Below are 26130 nucleotides of genomic sequence, written 5' to 3' on the forward strand. Positions count from 1 at the left end.
CGAACCAGGCGTTAGTCGACGACATGCAAAAACCCCTTTGAAACAAAATGTTTGACCAGAAGGATCTTGCTTTGGTCACCCAGGGATTCGGGCATATCGCCTACGCGAAAACGGGTCGCTTCGGCAATAAATCGAAAAGCTTCGTTAACCTTGGCCGGCGCTTTTTGCACATTACCGGGAAAACACAAAGAAACCACGGCATCGCGTTCCCGCAACAGGAAGGGTGCGTCCAGACGGCGGGCAACAACGGTGTCCAAGTCGAGGGAAGCCAAGTCATTCAACTGGGTGAAATGTTGGGAAGGACAGGGTTTAACCGAGGCCAAAACCTGCTCGGCCAAAACATCTTTGGCCGGGGTGAGTTCGGCCGCTTGTGCAATCTCGGTGAGCAAGTTTTTGAAGATGTGTTGGTGGGATGAATCGTTTTCGCGGAACAGATAACCCGGCGGCAAACCCCGGCGCAGACCCACAAGGTGCTGAGCGGCGTTTTGCACGGCGGCAATGATGAGTTGTTCCCAGGTTTTCGTGTAAATACCCAAGGTAAGGTGTAATGAATGCGCATCCTCGGTAAACGCGTTGTGAACGGTGCCACGCGGTAAGTAAAGCGCGTCGCCCGCCCGTAACTGGAGTTCCATGGTAGGTTCGCCCGGCTCGCGCACACTCCGTTCACTTTTCCCTTCAAGGGTTTTTGGCAATATTCGCGGTAACTCGGGCCCGGAATCGTAGACCCGCCACGCCTTGGACCCTTCGAGCTGCAGAATAAACACGTCATGCTCATCCCAATGCGGACCGAAACCGGCTGATTCCCGGGGGGTCGCGTACAAGTTGGCGGCAACCCGCGCGCCAAGTGTATGGCTCAGGGAGGTGCAGAGCGCACCGACCGCGGGCTGGAGATCGGTCAAGTCATTAACGACGAGGGTGTAACCGTCGGCGTAATGGGCGTACAAGGCGCTCAATGACAAACCACCGAGAAATTCAGGAACCAAAACGGGCGTCTCGGCCCCTTGCTTGGCAAGGGTCAACCTCTTTTCGGGTAAACCACTCAGCAATTGGTCAAGCGAAGCCAGGGAAAAAAGCGAAGAAAACCGCTCGGGGTGATCGGAAACAACGGATAAAGCCTTTTGTTCCCAATAATTTTCAAAAAATTGCTCAAGAGGAAGGTCGAATAAAAGATCTTCTAAGTTCACGGCATATCCTTTCTCCGCGTAAACAGAGGCACACAAGACGACTGCCGCTCAAAATAAAATAAAAGAAACCAGGATTCAGTACGCAGCCAAGAAAGCTCACTCAAAAGGGCAAAAAGCCACCATTTATTCCAGGAACATCTCACGAACCAAGCCCCGACTTCGGATTTTCAACAACTGTCGAAACACCGGCGTCGTCTGGCCTTTTAGGCTAAACCAGCCCCCATGTAAAAAGCGAGTTAAAAATTTGTTCCACTTAGATTAACGAGCTAGGCACTTGCCTCCATTGAACTTAGGTCAAATCAGGGTCAAAACCAATCTAGACCTCGTAAAAAATACGCTTGAAATCAACCCACGAAGCGCGATAAAAGAAATAAGACACGATTTTGAAGTAAAAAGACGACCGGCCAGCCAAGCCGAAAATAACCCGGCACCCGGAAAATCGTCTTATTCAGTTCCTAAGCACGCGAACGACTTACCCCATGACCATTCTCGTTTATAAGGTCTGGGTATTGCCGCTTGTCCACGGTCCCGTCGTGATGCGTCTTTCACTTTCATTGATTGGTTTATAGACCCCTATTTTGTACAAGCTCAAAACCCCCACACAATCGCCACAACACCAAGGCAACCCCTAGCGTTTGCCCAGTATGTGCTTATTTTTGAAGCACTTGTTCTCATTAAGGATTTTTTCACAATGCAACAGAGCAACATTCTCTCCGTCTCACCCCACGACTTAAACGACTCCGGGCAGGTTGAGGTTGAAACGGAAACCGCGCCCAAACTAACCCGTTGGGTGCCTTCTCGGTTTAACATTCGCGCCAAAGCCGACAACGGACAAATGGTTCTCTGGAACACCCTTACCCGCGCCATGAGCGCCTTCGATCCAAGCGACGCCCCCCGGGTACGCGAGATGTTGGCGCGCAAGGGCTTTGAAGCCAAAGAAGAAGGTTTTACCGCCTACATGGCCAAACGCGGCTACCTGGTCAAAGAGGGCGCCGATGAGTTGCGTCGCTTCGAGGCCATGTTCGGCCGCCAGCACTACCGCACCAACACCCTTCACCTGATCTTGCTGGCCAGCGAAGACTGCAACTTCCGTTGCCACTACTGCTATGAAAAATTTGCGCGCGGTACGATGCGCCCCGAGGTCCGCAAAGCGGTTAAGAAAATGGTCACGGACCGCCTCGACCGCCTCGACAGCCTGCTGGTGAGTTGGTTCGGCGGTGAACCGCTCTACGGTTATCCGGCCGTGAAAGATCTGGCCCCCTTTTTTAAGGAAGCAGCCGACGAACACGACCTGCGTTTCGTAGGCAACATGACCACCAACGGTTACCTGCTCACCCCGGAAAAAGCCGAAGCCTGCCTGTCCTGGGGCATCACCCAGTACCAGATCACCCTGGACGGCCCGCCCGAAAGCCACAACTGCAGCCGCCCGGCACGTGACGGCAGCGAAACCTTTGAGACGATCTACAACAACCTCAAGTCGATGGCCAAACGCAAGGACGATTTCAACGTTCGCATTCGCGTGAACTTCGACCGCAATAACTACAGCAAAATGGATCCGTTCCTGGACTTGATCCAAAAAGGCATGGGCGACGACCCACGTTTCCATCTGGCGTTCCACGGTGTCGGCAAGTGGGGTGGCGACAACGACGAAAAACTCGACGTGTGTGGCACCCGCGGCGAACGCGCCTTAATCAAAGCCGACCTGAAAAAAGAAGCCAAAAAACGCGGTTTGAACATTCTTACCATCAAGAATTTCAACCAATTCGGCCGCCAAGCCTGTTACGCCGCCCGTCCCTACTCGTTCTTGATCGGGGCAACCGGCAAAATCATGAAATGTACCATCGCCTTGGATACTGCCGACCACAACGTCGTCGGTCATTTTGATAAAGAAGGCAACATGGTATTGGATCCAGACAAAATGGCGCTCTGGACCGAGCCGGCCTTCCAACGGGATTCCCAATGCCAAAAGTGCGCGGTGTTACCGGCCTGCCAAGGGGTGCATTGTCCCCTGATTCGCATTGAAGAAAACCGGCAGCCATGTATCACGACGCGGTTTAACCCCAAAGGTGAACTGCTGGAGGCATTTAACCTCAACAGTGATTCACGGCAAGTATCCGTCGTTTAAAACCGCACGAATCCCCATGGGAAAGCGGTAGCGATTCGATGGGGAGAAGTGTATCAACCCGTCAACCCGCCTCTTTATTGCTCAATAAGGGGCATAACCGATCAAATGATTATTTATCTTCAATCATTACAGAGGAGTATCGCAATGACTAACAAGAAAGAAGAAACCAAACAAGAAGAAAAAGAAGTAAAAAAAGTAGTTGAGTTGGAAGAAGGTGAGCTGGAGGATGTATCCGGTGGCGCGCGCAGCAGCCGTGAACTCTTCGCTGAAGGCGACAACACCTGGTGCGACGAAGGCTGCTAATCCAGCCAGGTAAAGCACATCTTTTGAGATGTGCTTTCCATGGGGACGGGGATCCAGGGCACACCGCATTTGTCGGAACCATTGGCTCCCTTCCCTTATGGCGGCCCGCCGCCGAACCTGGACCGTGTCAAAACGGTTCGTAGAGAATGAACAAGCCGGCCAACTTCGGTTTTTGAAAAAACGCGCCGTGATCGAACCCGCGTACCTCACCGGCGGCAGAATCTTTCAACGGTCGGACACGGCTGTTGCCGCTCCGAAAACGTCTGAACAGACGTTTGAAGCAGATAGGGAAGTCCCTGATGGATGATTTACTTTACGACGTTTACAAAGCTTACCGCGCCGGCCTGTTGGGATGGGCCAAAGCCGAGGCGCCTCAAAAAGAACCCCGCTTCCCTGAACTGCTGCAACAAGCCTTAGAAGCCCGAATCCCGGAAGACTTGCGTCAGGTGGTCCGCGCCATGTGGGACACCAACAAAGCAGGACTCGAAGCAGCCCGTCACGGTGAACTCGAGGAAGCCGCCGAGCTGTTTCAACAGTCGCGCGACACCATCGAAGCACCGGAAACCAAACGCGAGATCGCCCTGCTCGGTTTATCCTCCTTGGAAGCGGCCCAAGCCTATTTGGATTATCGCCACCGCGATTTCCAGGGTGCGCAAAACCGGGTGTTCGCGGCGATGGATGCCGATCTGGAATTAGAGCGTCAATACGGTTACCGGGTTTTGCAATTGCACCGAATCCAGGCGGCGCACAACTTTATGCGGGTCCACCTGCGTTCCAAACGGCCGGCGGAAGCCATGCGTTTGGGCGGCGCGATTGTCGGCTACTTAGAAGGCCGTCGCCGCGACCTTCCGGTCCACCACACCTGGAACCGCAACAACCTTACCTTTACCAACACCTTACTCTCGAACATGATTGCCCAGGTCGCCAAGGAAGCAGCCCTTGCCCTGTTTGATCTAGAGAACCATGAAGGATGGGTCCCTTTTTACGAGGGTCTCCAACAAAATCCCGAGCTGATCGACGACGCGCAGGTGGTCCACCCCAAAGTATTCGATTGGGTCAAAGTGCGGCAAGCACGCGCGCAAGGCGATCAAACGGGCTACCTTAAGGCCCTGATCCAATTCTTAACCCACACGCCCCAAGGGATTTCCGCTATTTGGTACGCCACGCTGATTGATTTTATGAACGATTGCGCGACGCAACCGGGCGAGATGGCGGCTCAAATTACGAAAGTCCTAAACGCGGACGCCAAAAAATGGCCGAACCTTCATCCCTACCTTAAAAAACGCCTCGACCATCCGGTCGAAGCCCACGAATTCGCCGGCGCCCAAACACCGGGTGTCGGTGCTTATTAATTCGCCTCAAGTCCTGGAGCCGTCGACGTGACCACAACGCTTTCCCCCCAAACCACCCTCAACCTTGATTGGTTGCTGCAACCCTTTGATGCACAAACCTTTATCGGGGAGCATTGGGATCAAAAGCTGTTGCACCTCCAGCAACGGGCCGGTGATTTTTACCAAGAGCTGTTCAGCCTCGCGGCGGTAGACGAAGTCCTGCAAACCGGGGGCTGGACACCCGACGAACTGATTGTCGTCAAGCAAGGCAAACACGACGGCGGCGATTACCTAAAAGCCGACGGGCTCCCCAACATGGCCAAGCTGTTTGAGGCCTTTTACCAACAGGGCAAAACGCTGCAGTTATACGGGGTGGAAAAACGTCACCCCGGCGTGGCGGCCTTGTGCCGACAACTGGAACGCTGTTTCCACCAACACGCCCACGCCACGATTTTTTTCACGCCACCGGGCTGCAACGGTCTGAACACCCACTTCGATACCAAGGACGCCTTCATCCTCCAAATCAGTGGGCGCAAACACTGGCTGGTTTATGAACACGCCATGGCTTGGCCCAGCCGTGTTTCGGACCGTTTCAAAGTGGCACCCGAAAACTATGGCGAACTGCTGGTCGATGCCACCCTGCAACCCGGCGACTTGATGTATGTCCCGCGCGGCATGCTTCACGCGCCGTCGACGCACGACGAACTCTCGCTCCATCTGACGATTGGTTTTGACAGCGTGACCTGGTTCGATGTGTTTCAAGAAGCATTGGAACGTGCACGAGCCACCATGCCGGAAATGCGCCAAGCGATTCGACCGGATCAGTTTGAAAACCCGCAAAGCGATCTTTTGCAAGAACAGGCGACCCGCCTTGCCAACCAAATGCTGACGGGCGCGGCGCCGAGCGACATCATCCAGCAGTTCCGCCGCAATTTGCACGAACGCACCCCCGCCCCGGCCGACGGTCACTTTCGTTGGCTCGAGCGGTTACAGCATTTGGACGGGCATGATCGCCTGCGCCACCGCGAGGGCGTCCATCCCTGGGTTACGGTCGACGACCAACAAAGCGACATCATTTTCGCGGGCGGTTCAGTACGCGGCCCGGCCTCCCTGGCCGACGCGATGAACTTTATCGCGACCACCCCCGAATTTCAGGTGTCGGCCATCGGCGGCGGGCTTAGTGAAAACGCCAAAGTCCTGCTGGCCCGACGTCTGATCATCAGCGGGCTGCTCACTTTTTCCGAACCGGGAACAGTGCACACCTGAAGAAAAGGTTTGGGTTCACCTATATATAATGTATGGAAGAACCGCGAACTGGACGAAGGTCGCAACATCAACTTTGTTGTTCACCACGGACGAAGGTCCCAGGTCCCAAGCCGTGAGGAACGACCGCCGACGCGACAAACGAGGCAGCGATCCCATTCCCGGACACCAAATTAAGATACTATTTTATGAACACCTTCTTTTTAACCATGTCAAACACCTACCTAATCGTGCTTTAGATTTAGCATCGGCTCATGGTTTCGCACCATAGGACGGCGATGTATATCCAATGCGCTTTGCTCGAAAAATCAACTTTAAAAGTCAAAACGTGCCACACGAACGACATGGCCAATAACTTAGTAAGACGAATTTAGACTTAACAAGCCATCATTGCACGCTTCCGGGCATCAAATAAAACGTACAAAAACACCGTCTCGGCAGGTCCCATTCCTGAGTAAACCCAATACCATTCAGCATCTCTTCTTGAGCCTGGGTCACTATCCTACGCTCACCGAAAAGGCGCTTACGCGGCGGGTCTTCGCCCCTTTTGAAGCGCTTTGACTGCCGCCGTCACCAGCCGAGTTAGCGCGTCTCCGCGCGAGGAAAAGCCAGAACCGCCGCCTGATCCAACGCGGACATGTCCATCCGATCAAAAGACCCCGTCTCAAATTGCAAGTCGGCCAAAGCCTGCCACAAACGGGCCTGGCTCTCGATTTTACGCAACAGCACCGAGGTCAGGCGATCCTCGTAACTGATCAAATCGATCAAGGTTGAGAACCCCAATTTGAGCTTCTTGCGCTCGTTGGCCACGGCTAGTTCGTAATAACCAACCGACTGGTCCACGGCTTCCAAGGTCTCTAAGGCACGCTGTAAATCCTCGTAAGCAATCATCACCTGCAAGCCGATCTGTCGCTCCAAGTCTTTTAAAGACAAGCGCGTTTGCTCAAGCCGTGCCCCCTCGCGGCGCACATCGCTTTTGGCTGTTTTGCGCCCAAGCGGCAGCTTATAGCTGAGTTCCACCGCATAATTGGCGCCAGGTGTCCGCCGCGACACGGCCGCCAACCATTCTCCTAAGCCGGACCCCTCACGCAGAGTATCGTAGCCGGCTTCCACATTGAGGCTCAAATCCGGTTTCAAGCCATCGGTCGCCAAGGCATAGCGAATTTGATCGGCCTCGCCGTCCAAACGAAGCGCGCGCAAATCGGCGCGTTGTTCAAGCGCGGTAACCACGAGTCTCACCGACTCGGGTAACGCACCTTCGCCCATGAAGGCCGGCTCGGGGAAAGCGGAGGCAACCGCGGGTAAGGCGGCGATCTGCGCGGGTGTCAAGCCCATCACCAGACCCAAATTATGACGCGATTGGAACACACTGTTGCGGGTATCAATGCGGATCGCCCGCTTGTCGTTTTCATTCGCAAGCAACTGTAACAACTCGTTTTCCGGCGTCTCACCCGCCTCAATCAATGCACGCGTTTCTTTCACCAATCGGGTGGAACGGGCTTCGCTTTCTTTGACCACTTCCAAACGCCGAAGATCGGCACAATACCGCCAATAAGCGTTTATGGTCGCCAAGGTGCGTTGGGCGATGCGAAAACGCCGACGGTATTCAGTCGCGGTTAATGCGCGTTCGGCGGCACGCTCACGCCCGGTCACCATGTCGCGGCCCTGCCCGCGAAGCAAGGGATAAGAAAGGGAAAGCGAAACATCGGCCGAATTGCGCGTGCTGCTGTCGTTGTGATGCACATCGCGGCGTTCAAGGGACAGCGACGGGGTGAACTCAATCCCGGATCGGAAGGTTTTTACCAAGGAAGCGTTGAGCCGCGTCGTGTCCGTATCGGTATTGCCACCGTCCGCGGTGGGAATGCGATCACGCTGGGTAGAAGAACCGACCTCAAATTGGTAATCAAAGGTACCCGCCTCAAACTGCAAAGCCGCCTCGGCCAAGTTGACATCCTCACGGGCCAAAGCAATTTCGGGGTCGTGAGCCAAGGCCAATTCAATACAGCGCACCAGGTCCAACTTGGGTTCGGCGGCGAACAAGCCGACGCCACCAAAAGTCACCAGAACAAGCGCCATAAAAAGCCGGGGAACAGCATTAAACCCAAGGGACAAAGTCAAAACAGAAGCGGTGGTTTTCATCGACAGAACTCGCTTTGGAAGGATGGGGTAAAAAAACAGCCAGACTGGATGCCTCACACGGGGCAAGGAGAAGGATTGCGCAACAAGACATCAAAGGTTTTCTTTTTGGCGGCCAACCGCTCGGCCCCGTCGGGCGCGGCGATCTCTTCCAGGCTGTGAACGGCCATGGACAGCAAGGTCGTCGCGCGACCAAAAGCCCCGTCCCAACCGCCGTTTTCGGCCCGGTCAAAACGCGCCACTTGTTCAGCGGCGGAAACTACCAAGGCAGCCAAAACGGCACGTGCGGCTTGGCTCAAATCAGCGCAATAATTTTGGAAACGCCCGCCTTCACGGTACACGGGAGCCCGCTCTAATCCCAGAAACGTCAGGAACCACGTGGGTTGGAAGGAACCCGCGGCGGCGCAAATCCCCATAAAGTCGGCCAACAATTCATCGTGCAGGTTGGTGCGCATGAATCCGAGCAAACGCAACACCGCGTAATGGGTCGCCTCATGCTCCAAGCGCAGCAGTCGGGAACGCCGCAACCAATCAGCCTGGTCCAACGGCTCACCCATCAGGGTCAATTGATCCGCGGGTACATTGCTGTAGGGTGATTCGCCCAAAATGATCAGGCGATCACAATAGTGCGCCTTGTCCTGCAGCATCTCGGGCATGCCCGTGTCCGCAAAATCGCCATCCGGGTGTCGCGCCTCCCAGTTCTCACGGAAACGATGAATCCGCGCCCAATTGGCCAGGCCGGAAATCATGATTGCGCCCATCGAGTCAGGTAACGGCTTGGGTTCGTTTCGCTTGGCCAAAGCACGCACCAAACAGGTGAAGTCGTGTCGATCCGGCGCGGTGATGACGGGAACGGCACCGCCCAAACCCTGATGAAGGTGGAGGGTCAGGGTTTCGGGGCTGCGCAGGATCAAGCCCTCGGCCCCGGCCAATTCAGTGACGGGTTGTCCCCGCAAAGTAGCGGCACGGTAATCGGGATCTTGGCTCATGCCGGCGGCAATGGGAAAAGCGAGCTGGGGTAAACAGGAACGCAAGACCGGCCAAACCCCTTGGTCGTGCGCCTGCTCGGCCCATTCACGCCAAATGGTGACGGAAGCTTCGGAAGACAGCGGCAAACCCGCTTGAAGAAAACGGGTTAGAGCCTGTTCATCCCATTCCGGCGGCCCATTGTAAGCCGCCAACTCCGCCGCGACGGCGTCCGAGGCGCCAAAAGCAGCCAAAATCTGGACGCGGGACTGGGTTCTCAAAGATTGGTTCACGTGTACCTCGCGGGGTTGAGAAGAAAAGCAACCGGGACCACCCACCACCCATACGACGCAACCGAAAAGTAATCGGCGCGTAGGGCGGACGGCCGGGCGCCGGGTTCCCAAGGGAAGAAGCGGGAAAAACAGCCGGCGGCTAGGTTCCTCGTTCGCGTTTCCATAAGGTGTCGTTTTTGTGCCAACACGGCATACAGAACACGACAAAAAATCGGACGTTCAAATCATAAGAAAAGAGACACCGATATGCAAATACGCCATACTTTGAATCGCGCAAAGAATACCAGGTCACGCCCAAAAAAGCCAGCACGTTTCCTACCGGCTTGAAGCCTGAATCCTTTATTCCCAGCATCCTGATCGGGTATCTATGCCATTACGAATTGGTTAAACCAAACGCCAAGAAAACGGATAACATGGCGCGGAAAATAAGAGTTGGCAAAGCCCACCGGCTGTTGTAAATTGAACCAGCGAAATTTATAAAAGTTTTCCGATTTCGTACGGCTTTATTCTTTTTGCACGATTTCCTCGGCTTGCACCGACGGTTTTCTCACATCCCTGCACGCCGGTTGTTTGATCCACGGCGTCTCCTTCGCCAGGGGATCTATTTGCCGGCTTGTTCCGGCCTCTTTCCGCGACCAAGGCAGGGTTTTAACCTAAGAAGCGCGGTTTTTGGGTATCCGTGAACCGCGCCCTGCAAACCCATCTCATGTCGGACTGGATCCCTATGTCTAAAGTTTTTCGCAAAGTCTCATTGGCACGGCTTTCGAGCCCGGAGCAGTTGGATCAGCTCATTACCGTTGCCGGCTCGGGTGCTTGGCTGGCCTTGCTCGCGGTCGGTGTCTTGTTGGCATCCATCATCGCGTGGGCGGTCTACGGCCGCATTCCCACCACGGTTTCCGGCGGCGGCATTCTTATTAAAACGGGCGGCATCGTGAATGTGGTCGCCCCAGTGGACGGCCAAATCGAGGCGCTGTACGTCAGCGAAGGCGACTTGGTCAAAAAAGGCCAAATCATTGCGCGGATTGCGCAGCCACGCCTGCTCGATGAAATTCGCGCGGCCCGCGCGGCCCTCACTGACTTGGAAGAACGCGAGCGGCAAATGACGGGCATGGGCGCCGAAAACGTGCGTTTCGATGTGGTCGCCATTGAAAAAGAACAAGCGGGATTGGTTCAGGAAATCCAGATCACGGAAGACCGACTGAAGTGGCTGCGCGAGCGCCGCAAGCTTCAGAAAGGCCTGCTGGACGAGGGTTTGATTACGCGCAAGACACTGGTAGACACGGAAAACGAAATCAGCAAAGCGGGCCTGACCATTGAGCAGAAACGCGGCGCCATTAAGAAGCTGGAAGCACGCGCACAACGGTTAAACGCCGAACGCGATCAGGAACGCTTGCGCGGTCAACGAGAAATAAGCGATGCGCGTCGCGAGTTAGAACTCAAAAAGGCGGCATTGGAGTATTCATCCCGCATCCTCAGCTCCCACACGGGCATTGTGGTGGAGTTGCGCGTGCCTCAAGGTCAGGTGATTCGCCCCGGTAACCCGGTGCTCAGCCTCGAGCTGTCCGGCGAAGATATCCAAGATTTACAGGCTTTGATTTACATGCCCTCGGGGAAAGGCAAACAAATTGAGCCCGGCATGTTGATGCGGATTTCCCCGCAAACGGTCAAACGCGAGGAACACGGTTACATGCAAGGCATTGTCACCCACGTGGCCGAGTTCCCCTCCTCCAAACAAGGCATGATGCGCCACCTGGAAAACGAAAGTCTGGTGGATCAGTTTTTTAAGGACGGTGCACCCATCGCGGTGTTTGCCGACCCCATCCCCGACCCCGAGTTGGCCAGCGGTTACCGTTGGTCGACCCCCAAGGGACCACCTGATCGGGTGTATAGCGGAACCCTGTGTGCCGGCAGCGTGGAAGTCGAGAACCAAGCGCCGATCAGCCTGGTTTTTCCCTTTCTCAAAAAACAAGCCGGTCTTAACTGAATCAATTAGGAGCACGCGACATGTCATTCATCCACGCCCGGCGCGTCCTCGGCCGGCGCAATTTGCACATAACCATGAGCCTGCTGCTCGGGTGCGCCCTGTTTGCCTGCGGCGGCCTCGCCCCCACGGACACCAAGGCGGCGGAAGGGCAAAGCGACAGCATCCGCATCGGCGCGGCTTGGCCGCTCTCGAGCCGCCAGGACCAATTTCGGGAAGGCATTCAGTTGGCCGCGGATGAATTGAACCGCGGCGGCGGGGTGCTCGGCCGCAAGGTCGAACTGGTGTTTGCCGACGACGAGGGTACGGTTCGAGTCGGCAAATTGGTGGCCCAGCGTTTTGCCGAAAAAGAACAGCTGGATGCGGTCATCGGCCATTTCGATTCACACATCGCCATCGCCGCCTCGGTCACCTACGCCTTCCACAACCTATTGTTTATTTCACCCGGCGCAACCAACCCCAAACTCACCCGCCAGGGTTTTTCCAAGGTGTTTCGCACCTGTCCCAGCGACACTCAGGCGGGCGCCCAACTGGCGGACATCGCACAAAGCTTGGGTTACCGTCAATTGGTGGTGGTACATGAGCAGAGCCGCTACGGCGGTGAACTGGCCAACGCGATTGAGTTTCGCGCGGGCGAGTTGGACCTGGAAATCACCGCACGCATTTCCTACAGTGTGCAATCCGGCGACCTTCGCTTGCTGATGGAACGTCTGGAGCTCGTTGAATTCGACGCGGTTTTCTTCGCGGGCGAAGCGAGCGACGCGGCCCGGTTCATTCGCACCGCGCGCGCGGAAGGGTTTAGCGCACCGTTCCTCGGCGGTTACGGACTCGACAATCCCGAACTCTTTTCCGGTAACCACGGCGACGTGGAAGATACCTTGGTCCTCTCGGTCTTCCACGGCGACAACCCCAATCCCTACGTCCAATCCTTTAACCTGCGTTTCCAAGAGGCCTACGGCCGGCGGCCCGACGCATGGGCGGCGCAAGGCTACGACGCATTAATCATGCTGGCCCACGGGATTCGCATGGCGCAAAGCACCGAGGACGCGGAGGTCGCCAAAGCACTGCACGCGATGAACGCCTGGTACGGCGTCACCGGCACCCATCGCTTCGACGCGCAAGGTGACGTTTTGGAAAAAGCCATGGTTCCCAAAATCGCCAAAAACGGGAACCTCGCCTATTTCGAACGCTAACCCCAACCCGCGGTCACCCCAACCCCACGAAACCCAATCCGCGCATGGACGAGGATGCCGTCACGGGTCGCCCCGCAACCCAACCAGGCGCGCCCCCGCCCCACCCGAACCGACCGCAAACCCAACAACAACCCCGGCCCGAAAACCCCCAAGAGGTTTTGCTTTGCAGCGAAACGCCTTGGGAACGAGACGGGCGAACCTCACGGCTCACTTCCTTTACGACAAGGGGCACACGCTCTATGTTTTCACAAGAACAACTGATCAAAACGGCCTATCGACTGTTGCTGGGAACGGCGTTTTTCAGCCTGCCGGCCCTGGCCCAAAGCGACGGCCAGCTCTGGCTTTCCACCAGCAAAAGCCTTTACCGCTCGGGTAATTTATCGTTCAAATTCTACGGCGAAACCCGCTTGCAAGATGATGGGACCGACGCCCTAGGCCACTTCTTCGGCCCCACGGTTTCCTACCGTGTCAAACCCTGGTTGAACCTGGGTGGCGCGGTCAAAATGATCCACTTCAAAAGCGGCGACAGCTTTGCAAAAATCCGTCGCCCCGAGATTCAAGCAACGCTTAAGTTCAAGCTCTTGGATCGCTTGTCCTACAGCCATCGCAACCGCTACGAATATTTCTCGCGGGAAGGTCGCGACGATACGGAACGCCTGCGCTCACGGTTGAACTTCTCGATCCCGCTCAAGCATCCGTCCCTTTCGAAAATCTATTTCGGCAACGAGTTTTTTTACCGGCCCGATACCGGCGAATGGGAACGCAACCGATTGGTCCCCTTCGGCTTAACCTTTAAGCTGCCGCGAAAACAATCCCTGTCCCTGTTTTACATGCTCGAGCATATTCGCCGCAATTCGCATGACAACCACACCCTCGGTATCAATTATTCTTTTTAAATACCCACCGAACTTATATCCATGTCGCTTCCGATTGCGACCTTGTTCATCTCCGTTCCAACCCGTCCTCACTCAAGGATTCTCGATTGCAGTACCACCACTACCACCAACTCAAACCGCTGCTTGACAGCTTAAAAACCGAGCTACGCATTGCCATCATTTGCTCGGGTGACCCCCGCGTCGCGGGCGCCAATTTTTACCAGACCTACAACGAACGTCACTGGAAAAGCTATGCCGCCGTGGCCGACGACCTGAAACGAACCTTGGAGGAAGCGGGCTTCCGCCACGTGGTCGTTTTGGCCGACGACAGTTCACTGCCCAACCGGCTTGCGGCCCATCGCATCCACTTGGCCTGGCTCAACACGGCGGGCATGCAAGGTCGCAATGCCATGGCCCATACGGCCGGCCTGCTGGAATCGCTGGGTATCGCCTACGTGGGCCACAGCCCGATGAACTACGCCCTCATGGACCACAAACTCAACCTAAAACGCATGCTGGGCGGTTTCGGCATCGCCACGCCGGACTGGTTAACCTGGCACCCGGAACACGCGCCGGACAAATCCGATTTCGCGCAACGCTTCCGCCAATTCGCCGAGGGTGATCCCGGCCCCTGGGTGGTCAAACCCGTTTCCGGCCGCGCCTCTTGGTACATCCACGTCGTCAACGATTTCAACGAACTGTGGGATGCGGTTCATTCCGTTTATCGCCAAACGTTTAACCAGGTATTGATCGAACGTTTTCTGGACGGTCCTGAATACTGTGTCTCGGTGGGACCGGCGCTGATCCACCGCAACCAGACATTTGAACGCGGGCCCGAACCTCTTGCCTTCTCCTTTTTACAGCGCCTTTTCCAACAGGACGAGCGCATTTTTCAATCCATCGACCACGCGCCGCTGAACCGCAAGCGCACCCGCCTGATCCAGCCGACAGAAGAACCCAAGCTGGTCCAACATTTGGCCCAAATCGGCCGCCGCTTGTACCGCGAATTAAACCTGAACTACCTAATTCGGGTGGATTTACGCGCGGCTAAGGACGGCACGGTCCAAGTTTTGGAAGTCAACCCCAAACCCGACCTCAAACGGCCGGACGAAGGCGGCACCAGCTTGGTATCCATGGGGTTGGGACAACAGAACATGGATTACGGTGATTTGGTGCAATCGCTGCTGGGCGCATACCTCGACAGTAACTTGATCCACCGTCCCAAGGCATTGGCCGGCTTGGCCGAACCCCTTGCCAAGGTATCCCTGAGACCGCCGGTTCGGCTGGTTTCCTCCGCCGAAGGTTTTTAGAAAAAGGAAGCAGTCATGGGATTTCCCCTAACCACCCGCAACAGACCGGCGCGCATCGACACAATCACCCTTTTCGGGGAGGCCGCCCATGCGTGAGGAACAACCCAAAAATACCATCGTTGAACGCGTCACCTTGGTTGCCCCCGGCGCGGTGGTGCTGCTGTTTTCATTGTTCGCGTTACTCCATTTCGGCAGAGCTCACGTCACCCACGCCTATCCCAGCTTGCGCTTGGAACAACTTTCCAGTCAGGCCGAGGAGGTCAAACTCGCGATGGAGTCCTTCCTGCGGGCCGGGGTTCCCCTGGGCCAGTTCGTCGGCTTCCAAGCGCTGACCCAAACGCTGATCGACGGAAGTAAAGACTCCGGTTTACGCGATGTGACGGTGCAAAATACCGACGGCAACATTCTGTTCCTCAACCAGGCCCAATCCACGGGCGCGCAGGACGAGGCTACCCCGTCTTTGCCCTACAGTATAGGCACCCCGATGGCGGTGAGCGACGAACGCGGCGAAGCGGTCCAAGCGGTCCAAGAGCAAGCGGTTTACCGCGTCAGCATGCCGCTGCACAACAAATTTGAGCAGGTCGGCAGCTTGGTGCTTTCGCTTCCCAAAGCCCACATCGTGGCCGAGATCGACGATCTTCTGCTGTCTCTAACCTGGCAACTCATCGGCATTTTCTGTCTGTTCACCCTGTTTATCTACATCAAACGGGTCGCCTTCCATAACAGCGACAAATGGGCGCTGGTTTCCCTGTATATCACCACCATGGTGTTGTCCGGGATACTGGTTAATTGGCAAATCGCCCGCTTTCAGGCCGAGGGCGAACGCGCCAACAACCACGTGGTCGCCCAGAACATTGCCACCCGGCTCAACCGGGTCCTTTACATGGGTTTGTCCTTTGACCAACTCACGGGCCTCGACCAAGTATTCGCCAACGCGGCCGATTCCCACCAACACATGACGGACCTGGCTCTGGTTCACGACGGCGTGGTCTTGTACCACGCCGACCCGGCCCAACGCGGCCAACCCTGGTCGGCCGACGCCGGCGCCCATCACCTTCACCAAGTTCCCTTGCACAACGCCGATTCGGGCACTTTTGTGGCGCTGCGCAGCCCCGCGGATTTAATCCAAACCCATCGCCGCCTGCAACGCGAGGACGCCGCGGCCCCCTTCTTAATCGCGGTGCTGGTGTTGGCCCTGGTCCTGTGGCTGATCGATCACTTCATCCTCATGGGCTACCGCACCATTCGCATTCCCGCGATGGTGGTCCTTTCCCTCTCCTTTGTGTTGCTGTTTAACGTCGGCCTGGGCGAAGCCTACCGCAGTTATCCCAAACTCCAGGTCGAGAAGCTGGCCTCTCAAGGCGAATCGATCAAACACGTGATGGAGAACTTCCTCAACGCCGGTGTGCCCCTGCCCCAGTTCGTCGGCTTCAACACGCTGACCCAATCCCTGCTCTCGGGCGACCCCAACATCAGCGAAATTCGCGTGCAGGACATGGAGGGCCGTGTCGTTTTTTCCAATGCCCGCAATGTGGAAACCAAACGCCGCCAATCCTTTGTGGTTTCCGATGGGGATCAGGGCGCGGCGGACCAAGAAACCCAAACGGCCGACACGACCCAAACCGCGGCGGGCGACACCCCCGAAAGCGGTGACCCGGCCGCCTTTGATTTTGCCGAGTACCAAGGCCACTACATCGTCACCTTGCCACTCAACAACAAGTTCGAACAGGTTGGCGAACTGTCGTTGTCGCTGCCGGTGAGCGTGGTCGACAACGCCATTCTGCCGCCGTTCCGCGGCCTGATCTTTTGGCTACTGGGTATTATTGTGTTGTTCGCGGTGTTCCTCAACGCCGGTGACCGCGTCCTCCGTTCCGGTATTTCCTTCGAAATGCTGCGTTTGGCCTACGGCTTCGCCTTCCTCGCGGCGGCTTCGATTGTGGTCTACACCCTGGTTGATATTTATTCGGTCGCCATCCAGGGCAAAACCAAGGCGCTTTCCATCTCAATCGGCAAACGCTTGGAGCAAGCCACCGAGTTGGGTCTGCCCCTTTCCAGCTTCGCCGGCATCGCCACCACCCTTGCCGATTACAAGGAAAACAACAAAGAACTGGATTTGGTGGCGCTGATCGAAGACGACACCATTTTCATCCACACCGACACCCAAAAGGTGGGCGAACCCTGGGCCGCCAACACGGCGAACTTTGAATACGAAATGCCCTTGGACGGGGTCGGCGCCACGGCCGACGCGGCGGCCAAAAGTTACCAGGTCGCGGTCGGGGTGCCCAAACGCAGCGTGTACTCCAAGCTATGGCGCACGGTCAAAAACTTTTTTGTGCTGTTCGTGGCCACCGCCTTTTTGGCCTCGCTGTTCCTCAGCCTGCTGGCTTCACTCAATTTACAAAAACGCCTGGCCCAACGGGGGCGCAGCGAACCCGACGCCGCCGACGACACCACCGGCGATGTCCATCTGACCCTGATCAAAATCCTGTTTTTCCTGGTCGTTTTTGTGGAGGGGTTGTTCGCCTCGTTTTTACCCCAGTACCTACAGCAAATTGCGGTTGGCAACGGCATGGAATCCAGCGCGGCCTCGATTTTGTTCACCGCCTATTTCGCCGCCTTCGCCGTCAGCCTGATCCCTTCCGGCAATTACGCCGACCGCCACGGCGTGAAAATGCTGATGATCATCGGCGTGCTGTTCAATGTCATCGGGGTATTCGCCATGACCCTGGTAACGGATTTCTACCACATGCTGGTCCTGCGCGTGCTGGCCGGCCTCGGCCAAGGCATGGTTTTCATCGGGGTTCAGAGTTTCATCCTCAAGGTCACCTCGCGGGGGAAAACCACGCAGGGCACCTCGGTGATTGTGTTTGGTTACAACACCGGCATGATCTCCGGCACGGCCATCGGCGCCCTGTTGGTGATCTACCTGGGCAGCGAACGGGTGTTTCAACTGGCCTCGCTCACCGGTTTGTTCATCCTCTGTTTCATTTTGTTTTTGCTGCCCGACCTCAGCTCGGAACACAAACCCGTGAGCGCAAAAGTCAGCCGCGGCCAGGCGCTGTACCGCTACCTCACCAACATGGGCATGCTGTTCCGGGACCTGGATTTCATCACCACCATCCTCCTGATCGGCATCACCACCAAGGCCACCATGACCGGGGTGGTGGTGTATGCGCTGCCGCTGATCATGGCCCACTTGGGTTTTGCCCAAGACGATATTGGGCAAGTGCTGATGTTTTACGCGGGCGGCGTGTTGGTCTCCAACGTGTTCGTACCACGCATCGCCGACAAACTCGGCAAAACCGGCGGGTTGTTGTTTTTCGGCTCGGTCGGGAGCGGCGTGGCGCTGGTGCTGATGAGCCTGGTCACCCACCACTTCTTAGCCAATCCACCCTTCCTCCAATCCGCTATTTTGGTCTTGGGTATTTTGCTGCTGGGTTTGGCCCATGGTTTTATTCATGCGCCCATCGTGACCCACATCGCTTACACCCGCGCCGCCCAGACCATCGGCAAGGCCACCTCCTCCTCCATCTACCGGTTCCTGGAGCGAATCGGTCACGTCGTCGGCCCGCTGATCGTCGGGCACCTTCTGGTACTGAACCAATACGATGCCGTCACCCTGGGATACATCGGCCTCGGCCTCGCGGTATTCGGCGTTTTGTTTTTCGGGATCGGTACGGTTTACCAACTTAAGGAGCAACGCACATGAGTTTCCCACGCCCTCTTCGGCTGTTTGCCGCCGCGAGCCTGCTGCTCGTTACCCTGGTTGCCCCAGGCGCCTTTGCCCAGGACGGTGCCCCCGGCTGGTTCCAATTAAAGGACGAATTCCAAAACCGCTGGACACTCACATGGGATCCGGCCCAACCCCAAACCGCCCAATTGGCGGCCAAAGACCCGGCGGACGGCCGTCTCTTCCGCGTGATGGTGTTGTTCCCCAAGAAGTCGTCGGCTTATGACACGGCCATGGCGCAAATCCTGAGCGTGTTTGACGATAAAAAACTCAACACCGTATTCCATCTCGCCCATTTTGAGGGCGACGATGCCAAGGGCGACGCGGCCGTAGCCTGGGCGCGGGCCAACCGCCAAGACCTGATCTTTTCCATGGGCTCGCGTTCCACCGCCTACATGCTGAAATGGCGCGAGACGCTGGACATTCCGGTGGTCACCGTCTGCTCCAAGGACCCGGTTCTGCTGGGACAGGTCGCCGATTATGATTCGGGCAGCGACAGCAATATGGCGTTTACGTCCCTGGACGTGCCGATCCGCAGCCAACTCGCCTACCTGAAGCAGTTAAAAAACAACCTGTCGCAACTGGCGGTGCTTTACGCGGTCAACAACCGCAGTGCCGTAGCCACTCAGGTGGAACCCCTGGTAGCGGCCGCGGAGGAGCAAGGCATTGTCATCCACCGGGTGGCGGTCCAGGACCAGAACCGCGCGGCGGAAGAATTGGCCCGCGAGGTACCCAAGATGCGCGACGCCATGCTGGCCTCGGATCCCAAGGGCGAGAACAGCATTTTTTGGATTACCGGCAGCACCTCGGTTTTCCGGGAAATCAACACCATTAACCGCCACGCGGGTACCATTCCGGTCCTGAGCGCGATTCCGAACGTCGTCAAGGCCGGTTCCGAAAGCGCCGTGTTGTCCATCGGCGTGAGTTTCGAAAACAACGCGCAGATTGCCGGCATTTACGGCTACCGTATTTTGACCGGCCAGGCCAAAACCGGCGAATTGCCGGTGGGTGTGATTTCACCGCCGGACATCGCGATCAATTTCATGAAAGCCATTGAGATCGATCTAAAGATTCCCTTCAGCTTCTTCGAAAGCGCGGGTTTCGTATACGATCACCGCGGGGTATTGGTACGCGCCAAAGGCCAGAACCTAACCCCTTGAACCACGGGGCAAAAACCCGTTTATCAGTGAGAACCAGATCCCGAGGGAGATACCGAATGACGGCGAAACCAAACAACGCATCATCTGTTGGGCGAACCGGAAGACCGCTTTACCGCATCATTTTTTGGCTATGCGGTCTCATGACCGCGGCCCTAATTGTTTGGGGAGGTACCTACCTCCACCGCCGCGATGCACGCCTTCAGCAAGCACGCACCGATGCCGAGGCCCGCGTTCGCCAAGCCAACCGGGACATGGAAGCGTCGCTGAACCGGCTGGTCCCCGTCAACATCCAGATTAGTGAAGACCTCACCTCGGGTAAGCTGCCGGCCAACCGTGACGCCGTCGAGGCGCGCCTGCGTGCAGTCAAAAAAAACGTACCCGAGATTTTCGGTGTCGGTGTGGCCTACGTGCCCTACGGTTTCCGGGACGATCTGCGCTTGTACGCCCCCTTGTTTGTCGACAGCGGGGAAGGTGCGCATCTGGTTCAAATTGAGGACAAGTACGACTACACCGACCAAGATCGGCCTTGGTACCAGTTACCGCTCAAACGCGGCCCCATTTGGCAGGAGCCCCACTACGGCATCGCCAGCCAAAGTTTTTTGGCCAATTTCACCACGCCTTTTTTCACGACCGATGCAACGACGGGCGAAAAACGCCCCAACGGGGTGGTATTCACGAGTATGTCCATCGATCAATTCGACCGCTTGATTCACTCCTTGCGTTTGTACGAAACGGGTTATGGTTTTTTGGTCTCGGGTAAAGGCGCTTTTGTGGCGCATCCCAACGGGGAATGGGTCAAGGAGAACCACACCATCCAGCAATGGGCGGATGAAAGCGGCGATGCGGCCCTCAAAGAGCTGGCCGCGGGTACGGTGGTCGGCAAACGCGGTTTCGTCTCCCACCAGGACGCCGCCACGGGCAAACATCAATGGGTGTTTACGGAACCCATCGTTTCAACCGGCTGGTCTTTGGGCATGGTATTCGACAAAGAAAACATCGCGGGCTGGAAAGCCCTGGAACAGGAGCGCCAAGCACTCCAAATCACGGCGCTGGTTACCGGCTTGGGTTGGATCACGGCGTTTGTGCTGTTCGGGCAAAATCGCCGCCAACGCCGCCGCGAGGAAAACCAAACCGCGGCACCCACGCAAGAAGTCGCCGCGGCAAGCTAGCCCGCATTTCTCACAAGGCGTTCTGCCGCGGGGCAACCCATGCGATTACGAGGGTTTGCCTTCCGCGGGGCGGCCTTCCGCATTACTCGGTCGAGCCGCCTTCACCGTAGCGCTGCTACGCCTATGCCGTCTCTCGGTCGTAACCTTCGTACTCACAGGGCTTTCAGCTTCTCGCGACGAATCCTTGTGAGAAATGCGGGCTAGAAATAACGGATTCATCCGCGTCGGGAAACGGCAACCAAGGGTACCCTTGATGATCCGCATCCTCTTGTCATCCAGAAATCCTGCTAAAAAACGAATCCCAAGCTCAGTTCCGCGTAACACCGCCCCATCCCGCCCCAAAAAAGAAAAACCCCGGGAGCCACGCGTCACCGCGTCGGCTCCCGGGGTTTTTGGATTATCCAGGAAAAGGAATGGGTTAGGTGGCTGAGTCGCCCTCGGGTTTGGCGCCGCCGCCGTCGCCGAGCATGCCCATTTTCTTTTTGAGTTCCAGCAACGAATCGGACTGTTGCGTCGGGCCGGGCCCCAAGGCTTTGTCGATTTCGTTGTCGACACTCGCATTGCCGATGGCGCTGACCTCGCCGTAGGCTTGGGCCAGGGTTTCTTCCTCGTCGACCTTTTGCTTCATTTTCTCAAGCATGGCGATGGTACCGGAGGAATCAACGGTCGAAAGTTGCTTGTTGATCTTTTTCATGGACTCGGCCGTTTTGGCGCGTGCCTTCAAGGTGACCAACTCGTTTTCGTAACGCTGGATGGTTTTGCGCAGCTCTTCGACCTTGGCTTGTAACTGGTCGGCCATTTTTTTCTGTGCCTTGTAGTCGGCGTCAAGGCGCGTCAATTGACCACTGGCTTCTTCTTTGCGACCGAGCGCCTCGGTAGCCAAGCGGTCGGCTTCGCCGGGATCAAGGTCGCCACCTTGGGCTTTTTGCAGCAACAGCATGGCTTTGCGCTCGTAGTCCGCGGACAATTTGCGTTTGTCGCCGGCTTCGCGCTCCAGGCGCAAGGCCAAGGATTTAACCTGCGCCAAGCTGGTCATCGCTTGTTGTAAATCGTTTTTGAGATCGCGAATGCCCTGCTCGGTCAATTTGATGGGGTCTTCCAACTTGTCCACCACCGAGTGAGCTTCGGTTTGAAAAATCTTAAACAGTCTCTTGAACACCATGTTTCATCCTCCCTCGGTTGGAAATTATGCGCGGGCGTAACCCAATAATTCAGTGCAGTGTTCGGCCATGGCCAAGGAAAGCGCGCGAACCGAACCTTCCAATTCGTTGAGATCCAGGTTTTCCAGTTGCAGCGTGTCGCGCCACAGAACGTACTTGCCGTCCTCGCTCAGCGTGTAGGCGCCGTGCACCAACTCACCGTTCATTTGCAACAAACGCTTGAAAAGCTTGCTGTTCTCAGCGGGCGTGGGCATGATCAACTGCTCCAACACCAAAATGGGTGCCTCGCAGTCGACAATCAAGTTGGAAATCCCGTTTTCCTCGTCTTCGACAACAAACAGCTCTTCTGGGATATTCGTATCTACGATCTTAATGCCCAGCTCCAAAAGGTAATTCTGAACCTTTTCATAATGCTCCGACATTGAATTGCCTCCTTGTTTTAGGGGAAAAACACAGGGGCGGGCGTTTCCCGGCCCATCCCAAGCGCAAGCGAACCCGTCATCGCAAAGCCGCGTTGCGCGTCCGTTGTGCGTTTTCTTTTCACGAGCACCCTTCCCAACCCAATCGCCGTCTGTTCGGCCCCGGTCATTTCAGCTTTTTCTCCAACTCGGAGAACGCGTAATTGATCTTTTGGGTCATTTCCTGCGCCCGTTTCTCGGCCGCCGGTGAACCCGTGTGACGGTCGGGGTGGTTGGCTTTAATCAGTTTCAGCCAGGCCGCTTTGACCGTTTTTAAGTTCGACCCGTAGGGAACACCCAAGGTGGCGAAATGCTTGGCAAGTTCGGGATCCTGCGCCGGTTGGGCGGGCTCCGCGTCGCGGAAACTCGATTCGCCGGCATCCCTTTTCAAATCATCGGCTTGGCCCTGTTTCGGCCCGCGCGAGAAGGGATTGTCCAATCCCTGATTCTCGGTGAAGGCGTGTACATTGGCGCGAACGATGTCTTTGAGTCGAGAAAAGATACTCATGGTAGTTCCATTCACGAGAGATACCTCATCATAACCGGATTGGCGCCGTTTTCTTACAAGATTTCGCGTGGGTGCCTGAAACAAACGAGCGCTCGGTGCTGAAAACCCCGTGTACCCGTGCCCGCTGTTGAGCAGGCGCTTCCAAAAACCAGAGGGGGCCACACAAAAATGGATTTCTTAGGTTCAAGGGCTTTTTGGGTAAAGCGCGCAACCGGTAGCAAACCTGTTGCACCCCATTCCCTGGGTCCATGGCGCACAACGCCGCGTTTCTTCACAACGGCGCCCATCCACCACCCCAACCGTAAAGTGAACCGCACCTTGGGGTGCAGTGCTCGCGCGGGGCACGTTCGGAAGTTTGTCCATGCCGGCGGGGCGAACATTGGGAAACCTCCACTTTTTAAAGGCGGCCCGCCCCAAACAGGAGATCGGTGCTTCTTAGGTCTTAAGGCTGAACACCGCCCGGCCCGTGGTACAGTGAGCATCCATCACCGCGAAAACAGAGAAAGGACGGTTATGGTTTCCATTTTTGACTTGATCAACGATCCCAAAAGCAAGCAGGCCCTGCACACGCTCAATGAGGAACGCCGCGTTTGGCTGGATTGGAAACCCTTTGCCGAAGTCAAAGCCAAAAGCGCGACCTTACCGGACGTCGCCGCCGAGGTTTTTGACTTCAGCCAAGCCAAGGTGGTCATCGGCGAACAACGCGAGGAGAGCGATCCGCTTTTCCAACAGATTGACGAAACCTGCAAAGCCATTTTGCCGTGGAAAAAAGGTCCTTTCCAACTGTTCGGCGTGGACATTGACGCCGAATGGCGCAGTGATTATAAGTGGGACCGGTTGCGCGCCAAACTACCCTCGCTCAAAGGGCAAAACGTGCTGGATGTGGGCGGCAACAACGGCTACTACGCTTTTCGCATGCTGGCCGACGAACCGGCCTACGTGCTCAACATCGACCCGGTGCCGCGCCTGTGGTACCAGTTCAATTTGTTGCAGCATTTCGCCCGCCGAACCGAACTGGAGTTTTTCATGTGGGGCTGGCAGGAAACGGCCCATTTCAAACACCTGTTTGACACCATCTTCTGCATGGGCATCATCTACCACCACCACGATCCGATTCAAATCCTCAAATACCTGTACCAGGCCTTGCGGCCCGGCGGTTTGCTGGTCCTGGAAAGCATTGTGATTCCCGGCGAGGAAGATGTGTGTCTGTTTCCCGCCGACCGCTACGCCAAAATGCGCAACGTGTGGTTTGTGCCGACCGCGGCCGCGATGACCAATATGCTGCGCCGCACCAAGTTCGAAGACATTGAAGTGATTGCGGTGAACCGCCACGAGAGCGAGGAGCAGCGCACCACCGAATGGAACCCCGGCCAAAGCCACGCCGATTTCATGGACCCGGACAACCCGGAACGCACCATCGAGGGTTACCCCGCGCCACACCGCGCCGTATTGTTCGCGCGCCGTCCGCCCCGATAAATCCACCCCATCACGGCGATGATGGAATGAACCCCCCACCATCAACGTTTCACCAACCACGAGATAAAAAACCAGAGGGTGTATGTTTCGGCGGCTTAGCGTTTTTTGGGCAGTATGGCTTGGTTTGAGTTTTGGCGGGCTTTTCGCGCAGGACGCGCACAATGAAACGGTCTGGCACGCTTGGGTTTCGGCGCGCGGACTGGCCGGGGACGGCGACGGTCGCAGTTGGACCCGCGGCGATTTCGGCAAGTTGTTGGTGGATGAAGGTCAAAACGGCGCCTTCGCTGAAGCGCGCTTTGGTGTGGAACGCCAATGGCACCAGGCCTTCGGCGTATCGGCCTGGGGTTTGCTCCGAAGCGAAGCCAATGATTTCGGCGACGACTGGGCGCTCGGCGAGGCCTTTGCACGCGGCGCCTTCCCCATCAGCAACGCTTGGCGGCTGCGTTACAAAGCGGGCCACTTCTTCCCCCCCAGCTCGGCGGCGCACATCGATCCGATGTGGTCGACCCCCTACACGCTTACCTTTTCCACCATCGACAGTTGGATCGCCGAGGAAGTGCGCCATACCGGGCTGGAACTGGGATTCGACAAAGAATGGGGCAACCAAAACAGTTGGTTGCTCACGGGGAGTTGGTTGCGGGGCAACGATACCCAAGGCACCCTTTTGGCCTGGCGCGGCGCGAGTCACGGCCACCGCCTTTCCGGCTATGGAGAGTTTCTGCCGCTGCCGGCTATTCCATCGCTACAACCAGGCAATCTGTTCAGCCTCCAAACAGATCGCGGCACCCAAGCCTACGGCCGCGAATTGGATGGTAACTGGGGTTGGTCGGCGCGAACCGCGCTGGAGTTAGGCGGCCGGTTCTTGCTGCAAGCCCTGCTTAGCGACAACCGCGCCGACCGCGAACTCCACAACGGTCAGTACGCCTGGGAAACCCGCTACCAACACCTCAGCCTCTCTTGGGACCTGGACCCGGATCGTAATTGGACGTTGCTGGCGGAATGGCTCGACGGCGCGTCGGGCATGGGCGAACGCACCGGCGCCCACGTGCAAATTGATTTCCAGCTTTGGTACGGCCTACTCTCGCTGCGCAGCCCGGACCGCCATTGGCGCTTCAGCCTGCGCTACGACGACGTGCACATCATTGATCGGGATCGGCTGGATACAGCCTTTAACCCAGACGCCAGCGACGAACGCGGCGACAGCCTGACCGCGGCGATCTTTTGGGAGCCCCAGCGTCACTGGCGCCTCGGTTTGGAATGGCTGGACGGCGACTTTACCCACGCCACCCTCGACCAAACCCCGCTGAATTTGCACACGGGCCTGATCAGCGTGGAAGCACGCTACCGGTTTTAACCTAAGAAACGCTGACGCGGTGATTTTAGCTAAACCTCTTATGTGTAGCGGGGCACCTCGCATCTCGGAAACCAAAAATAGCGTGATGTGATGTCCCAGCCACTCGATTTTGAAGCTAATGTGTTTAATACACAGAAGTTTAGCGGAAATCCCCG

At 56.7% G+C, this 26130-nt stretch carries 19 protein-coding genes; 13 read left to right on the forward strand and 6 right to left on the reverse strand.

Annotation, left to right across the window (positions count from 1 at the left end; genetic code table 11):
* Positions 1–11: 11 nt before the first annotated feature.
* Entirely contained in the window at positions 12–1184 is a 1173-nt protein-coding gene (locus tag J3U88_RS32530; protein ID WP_207863285.1) for a JmjC domain-containing protein, read from the reverse strand.
* Positions 1185–1875: 691 nt separating this feature from the next.
* On the opposite strand from J3U88_RS32530, the gene J3U88_RS32535 reads away from it, so the two are divergent.
* The 4 genes from J3U88_RS32535 (at position 1876) to J3U88_RS32550 (ending at position 6209) form a co-directional block, all read left to right on the forward strand.
* Positions 1876–3309, forward strand: a complete 1434-nt coding sequence (locus tag J3U88_RS32535) for a radical SAM/SPASM domain-containing protein (protein WP_207863287.1) — start codon at positions 1876–1878, stop codon at positions 3307–3309.
* Between the two features lie 144 nt (positions 3310–3453).
* On the forward strand, positions 3454–3612 hold the full coding sequence (locus J3U88_RS32540; RefSeq protein ID WP_207863298.1) for a hypothetical protein: 159 nt from the start codon (positions 3454–3456) through the stop codon (positions 3610–3612).
* 299 nt (positions 3613–3911) lie between these two features.
* Complete coding sequence (locus J3U88_RS32545; RefSeq protein WP_207863300.1) at positions 3912–4964, forward strand: hypothetical protein; 1053 nt, start codon at positions 3912–3914, stop codon at positions 4962–4964.
* Between the two features lie 27 nt (positions 4965–4991).
* Positions 4992–6209 carry a JmjC domain-containing protein gene (locus J3U88_RS32550; protein ID WP_207863302.1) on the forward strand — a complete coding sequence of 406 codons (1218 nt, stop codon included), beginning with the start codon at positions 4992–4994 and terminating at the stop codon, positions 6207–6209.
* Positions 6210–6788: 579 nt separating this feature from the next.
* Here J3U88_RS32550 and J3U88_RS32555 read toward each other — a convergent pair.
* Together J3U88_RS32555 and J3U88_RS32560 are read right to left on the reverse strand one after the other, a co-directional pair.
* Positions 6789–8345, reverse strand: coding sequence for a TolC family protein (locus J3U88_RS32555; RefSeq protein ID WP_207863304.1), 1557 nt, complete (start codon positions 8343–8345; stop codon positions 6789–6791).
* A 53-nt stretch (positions 8346–8398) separates the two neighbouring features.
* Entirely contained in the window at positions 8399–9601 is a 1203-nt protein-coding gene (locus J3U88_RS32560) for a DUF7005 family protein (RefSeq protein ID WP_207863306.1), read from the reverse strand.
* Between the two features lie 724 nt (positions 9602–10325).
* On the opposite strand from J3U88_RS32560, the gene J3U88_RS32565 reads away from it, so the two are divergent.
* From J3U88_RS32565 to J3U88_RS32595, 7 genes are all read left to right on the forward strand, one after another.
* Entirely contained in the window at positions 10326–11585 is a 1260-nt protein-coding gene (locus J3U88_RS32565; protein WP_207863308.1) for an NHLP bacteriocin system secretion protein, read from the forward strand.
* A 20-nt stretch (positions 11586–11605) separates the two neighbouring features.
* Positions 11606–12775, forward strand: coding sequence for an ABC transporter substrate-binding protein (locus tag J3U88_RS32570; RefSeq protein WP_207863310.1), 1170 nt, complete (start codon positions 11606–11608; stop codon positions 12773–12775).
* A 239-nt stretch (positions 12776–13014) separates the two neighbouring features.
* The gene (locus J3U88_RS32575) at positions 13015–13671 is read left to right on the forward strand and encodes a DUF2490 domain-containing protein (protein ID WP_207863312.1); all 657 of its coding nucleotides are present in this window, start codon (positions 13015–13017) and stop codon (positions 13669–13671) included.
* A gap of 86 nt (positions 13672–13757) precedes the next feature.
* On the forward strand, positions 13758–14960 hold the full coding sequence (locus J3U88_RS32580) for a D-alanine--D-alanine ligase family protein (protein WP_207863314.1): 1203 nt from the start codon (positions 13758–13760) through the stop codon (positions 14958–14960).
* 88 nt (positions 14961–15048) lie between these two features.
* Positions 15049–18669 (forward strand): MFS transporter, encoded by a 3621-nt coding sequence (locus J3U88_RS32585; protein WP_207863316.1) that lies wholly within the window; start codon positions 15049–15051, stop codon positions 18667–18669.
* Entirely contained in the window at positions 18666–19850 is a 1185-nt protein-coding gene (locus J3U88_RS32590) for a type 1 periplasmic-binding domain-containing protein (RefSeq protein WP_207863318.1), read from the forward strand. Before J3U88_RS32585 ends, J3U88_RS32590 begins: the two co-directional genes overlap by 4 nt.
* Positions 19851–19906: 56 nt before the next feature.
* Positions 19907–21019, forward strand: coding sequence for a PDC sensor domain-containing protein (locus J3U88_RS32595; RefSeq protein ID WP_207863321.1), 1113 nt, complete (start codon positions 19907–19909; stop codon positions 21017–21019).
* A 418-nt stretch (positions 21020–21437) separates the two neighbouring features.
* On the opposite strand, the gene J3U88_RS32600 is transcribed toward J3U88_RS32595, so the two are convergent.
* From J3U88_RS32600 to J3U88_RS32610, 3 genes are all read right to left on the reverse strand, one after another.
* Positions 21438–22181 (reverse strand): PspA/IM30 family protein, encoded by a 744-nt coding sequence (locus tag J3U88_RS32600; RefSeq protein ID WP_207863323.1) that lies wholly within the window; start codon positions 22179–22181, stop codon positions 21438–21440.
* Positions 22182–22205: 24 nt separating this feature from the next.
* The gene (locus J3U88_RS32605) at positions 22206–22601 is read right to left on the reverse strand and encodes a type III secretion system chaperone family protein (protein ID WP_207863325.1); all 396 of its coding nucleotides are present in this window, start codon (positions 22599–22601) and stop codon (positions 22206–22208) included.
* Between the two features lie 163 nt (positions 22602–22764).
* Positions 22765–23145, reverse strand: coding sequence for a J domain-containing protein (locus tag J3U88_RS32610; protein WP_207863328.1), 381 nt, complete (start codon positions 23143–23145; stop codon positions 22765–22767).
* Between the two features lie 513 nt (positions 23146–23658).
* Here J3U88_RS32610 and cmoB point away from each other — a divergent pair.
* Together cmoB and J3U88_RS32620 are read left to right on the forward strand one after the other, a co-directional pair.
* On the forward strand, positions 23659–24621 hold the full coding sequence (cmoB, locus tag J3U88_RS32615) for a tRNA 5-methoxyuridine(34)/uridine 5-oxyacetic acid(34) synthase CmoB (protein ID WP_207863330.1): 963 nt from the start codon (positions 23659–23661) through the stop codon (positions 24619–24621).
* Positions 24622–24703: 82 nt separating this feature from the next.
* On the forward strand, positions 24704–25975 hold the full coding sequence (locus tag J3U88_RS32620; RefSeq protein WP_207863332.1) for a hypothetical protein: 1272 nt from the start codon (positions 24704–24706) through the stop codon (positions 25973–25975).
* Positions 25976–26130: the final 155 nt, after the last annotated feature.

This window comes from Acanthopleuribacter pedis (assembly GCF_017377855.1).
GTDB lineage: Bacteria > Acidobacteriota > Holophagae > Acanthopleuribacterales > Acanthopleuribacteraceae > Acanthopleuribacter > Acanthopleuribacter pedis.

Coding starts and splice junctions, on each gene's coding strand:
- J3U88_RS32535 (WP_207863287.1), top strand. CDS start 1,876: ATGCAACAGAGCAACATTCTCTCCGTCTCACCCCACGACTTAAACGAC.
- J3U88_RS32540 (WP_207863298.1), top strand. CDS start 3,454: ATGACTAACAAGAAAGAAGAAACCAAACAAGAAGAAAAAGAAGTAAAA.
- J3U88_RS32545 (WP_207863300.1), top strand. CDS start 3,912: ATGGATGATTTACTTTACGACGTTTACAAAGCTTACCGCGCCGGCCTG.
- J3U88_RS32555 (WP_207863304.1), bottom strand. CDS start 8,345: ATGAAAACCACCGCTTCTGTTTTGACTTTGTCCCTTGGGTTTAATGCT.
- J3U88_RS32565 (WP_207863308.1), top strand. CDS start 10,326: ATGTCTAAAGTTTTTCGCAAAGTCTCATTGGCACGGCTTTCGAGCCCG.
- J3U88_RS32570 (WP_207863310.1), top strand. CDS start 11,606: ATGTCATTCATCCACGCCCGGCGCGTCCTCGGCCGGCGCAATTTGCAC.
- J3U88_RS32575 (WP_207863312.1), top strand. CDS start 13,015: ATGTTTTCACAAGAACAACTGATCAAAACGGCCTATCGACTGTTGCTG.
- J3U88_RS32585 (WP_207863316.1), top strand. CDS start 15,049: ATGCGTGAGGAACAACCCAAAAATACCATCGTTGAACGCGTCACCTTG.
- J3U88_RS32590 (WP_207863318.1), top strand. CDS start 18,666: ATGAGTTTCCCACGCCCTCTTCGGCTGTTTGCCGCCGCGAGCCTGCTG.
- J3U88_RS32595 (WP_207863321.1), top strand. CDS start 19,907: ATGACGGCGAAACCAAACAACGCATCATCTGTTGGGCGAACCGGAAGA.
- J3U88_RS32600 (WP_207863323.1), bottom strand. CDS start 22,181: ATGGTGTTCAAGAGACTGTTTAAGATTTTTCAAACCGAAGCTCACTCG.
- J3U88_RS32605 (WP_207863325.1), bottom strand. CDS start 22,601: ATGTCGGAGCATTATGAAAAGGTTCAGAATTACCTTTTGGAGCTGGGC.
- J3U88_RS32610 (WP_207863328.1), bottom strand. CDS start 23,145: ATGAGTATCTTTTCTCGACTCAAAGACATCGTTCGCGCCAATGTACAC.
- cmoB (WP_207863330.1), top strand. CDS start 23,659: ATGGTTTCCATTTTTGACTTGATCAACGATCCCAAAAGCAAGCAGGCC.
- J3U88_RS32620 (WP_207863332.1), top strand. CDS start 24,704: ATGTTTCGGCGGCTTAGCGTTTTTTGGGCAGTATGGCTTGGTTTGAGT.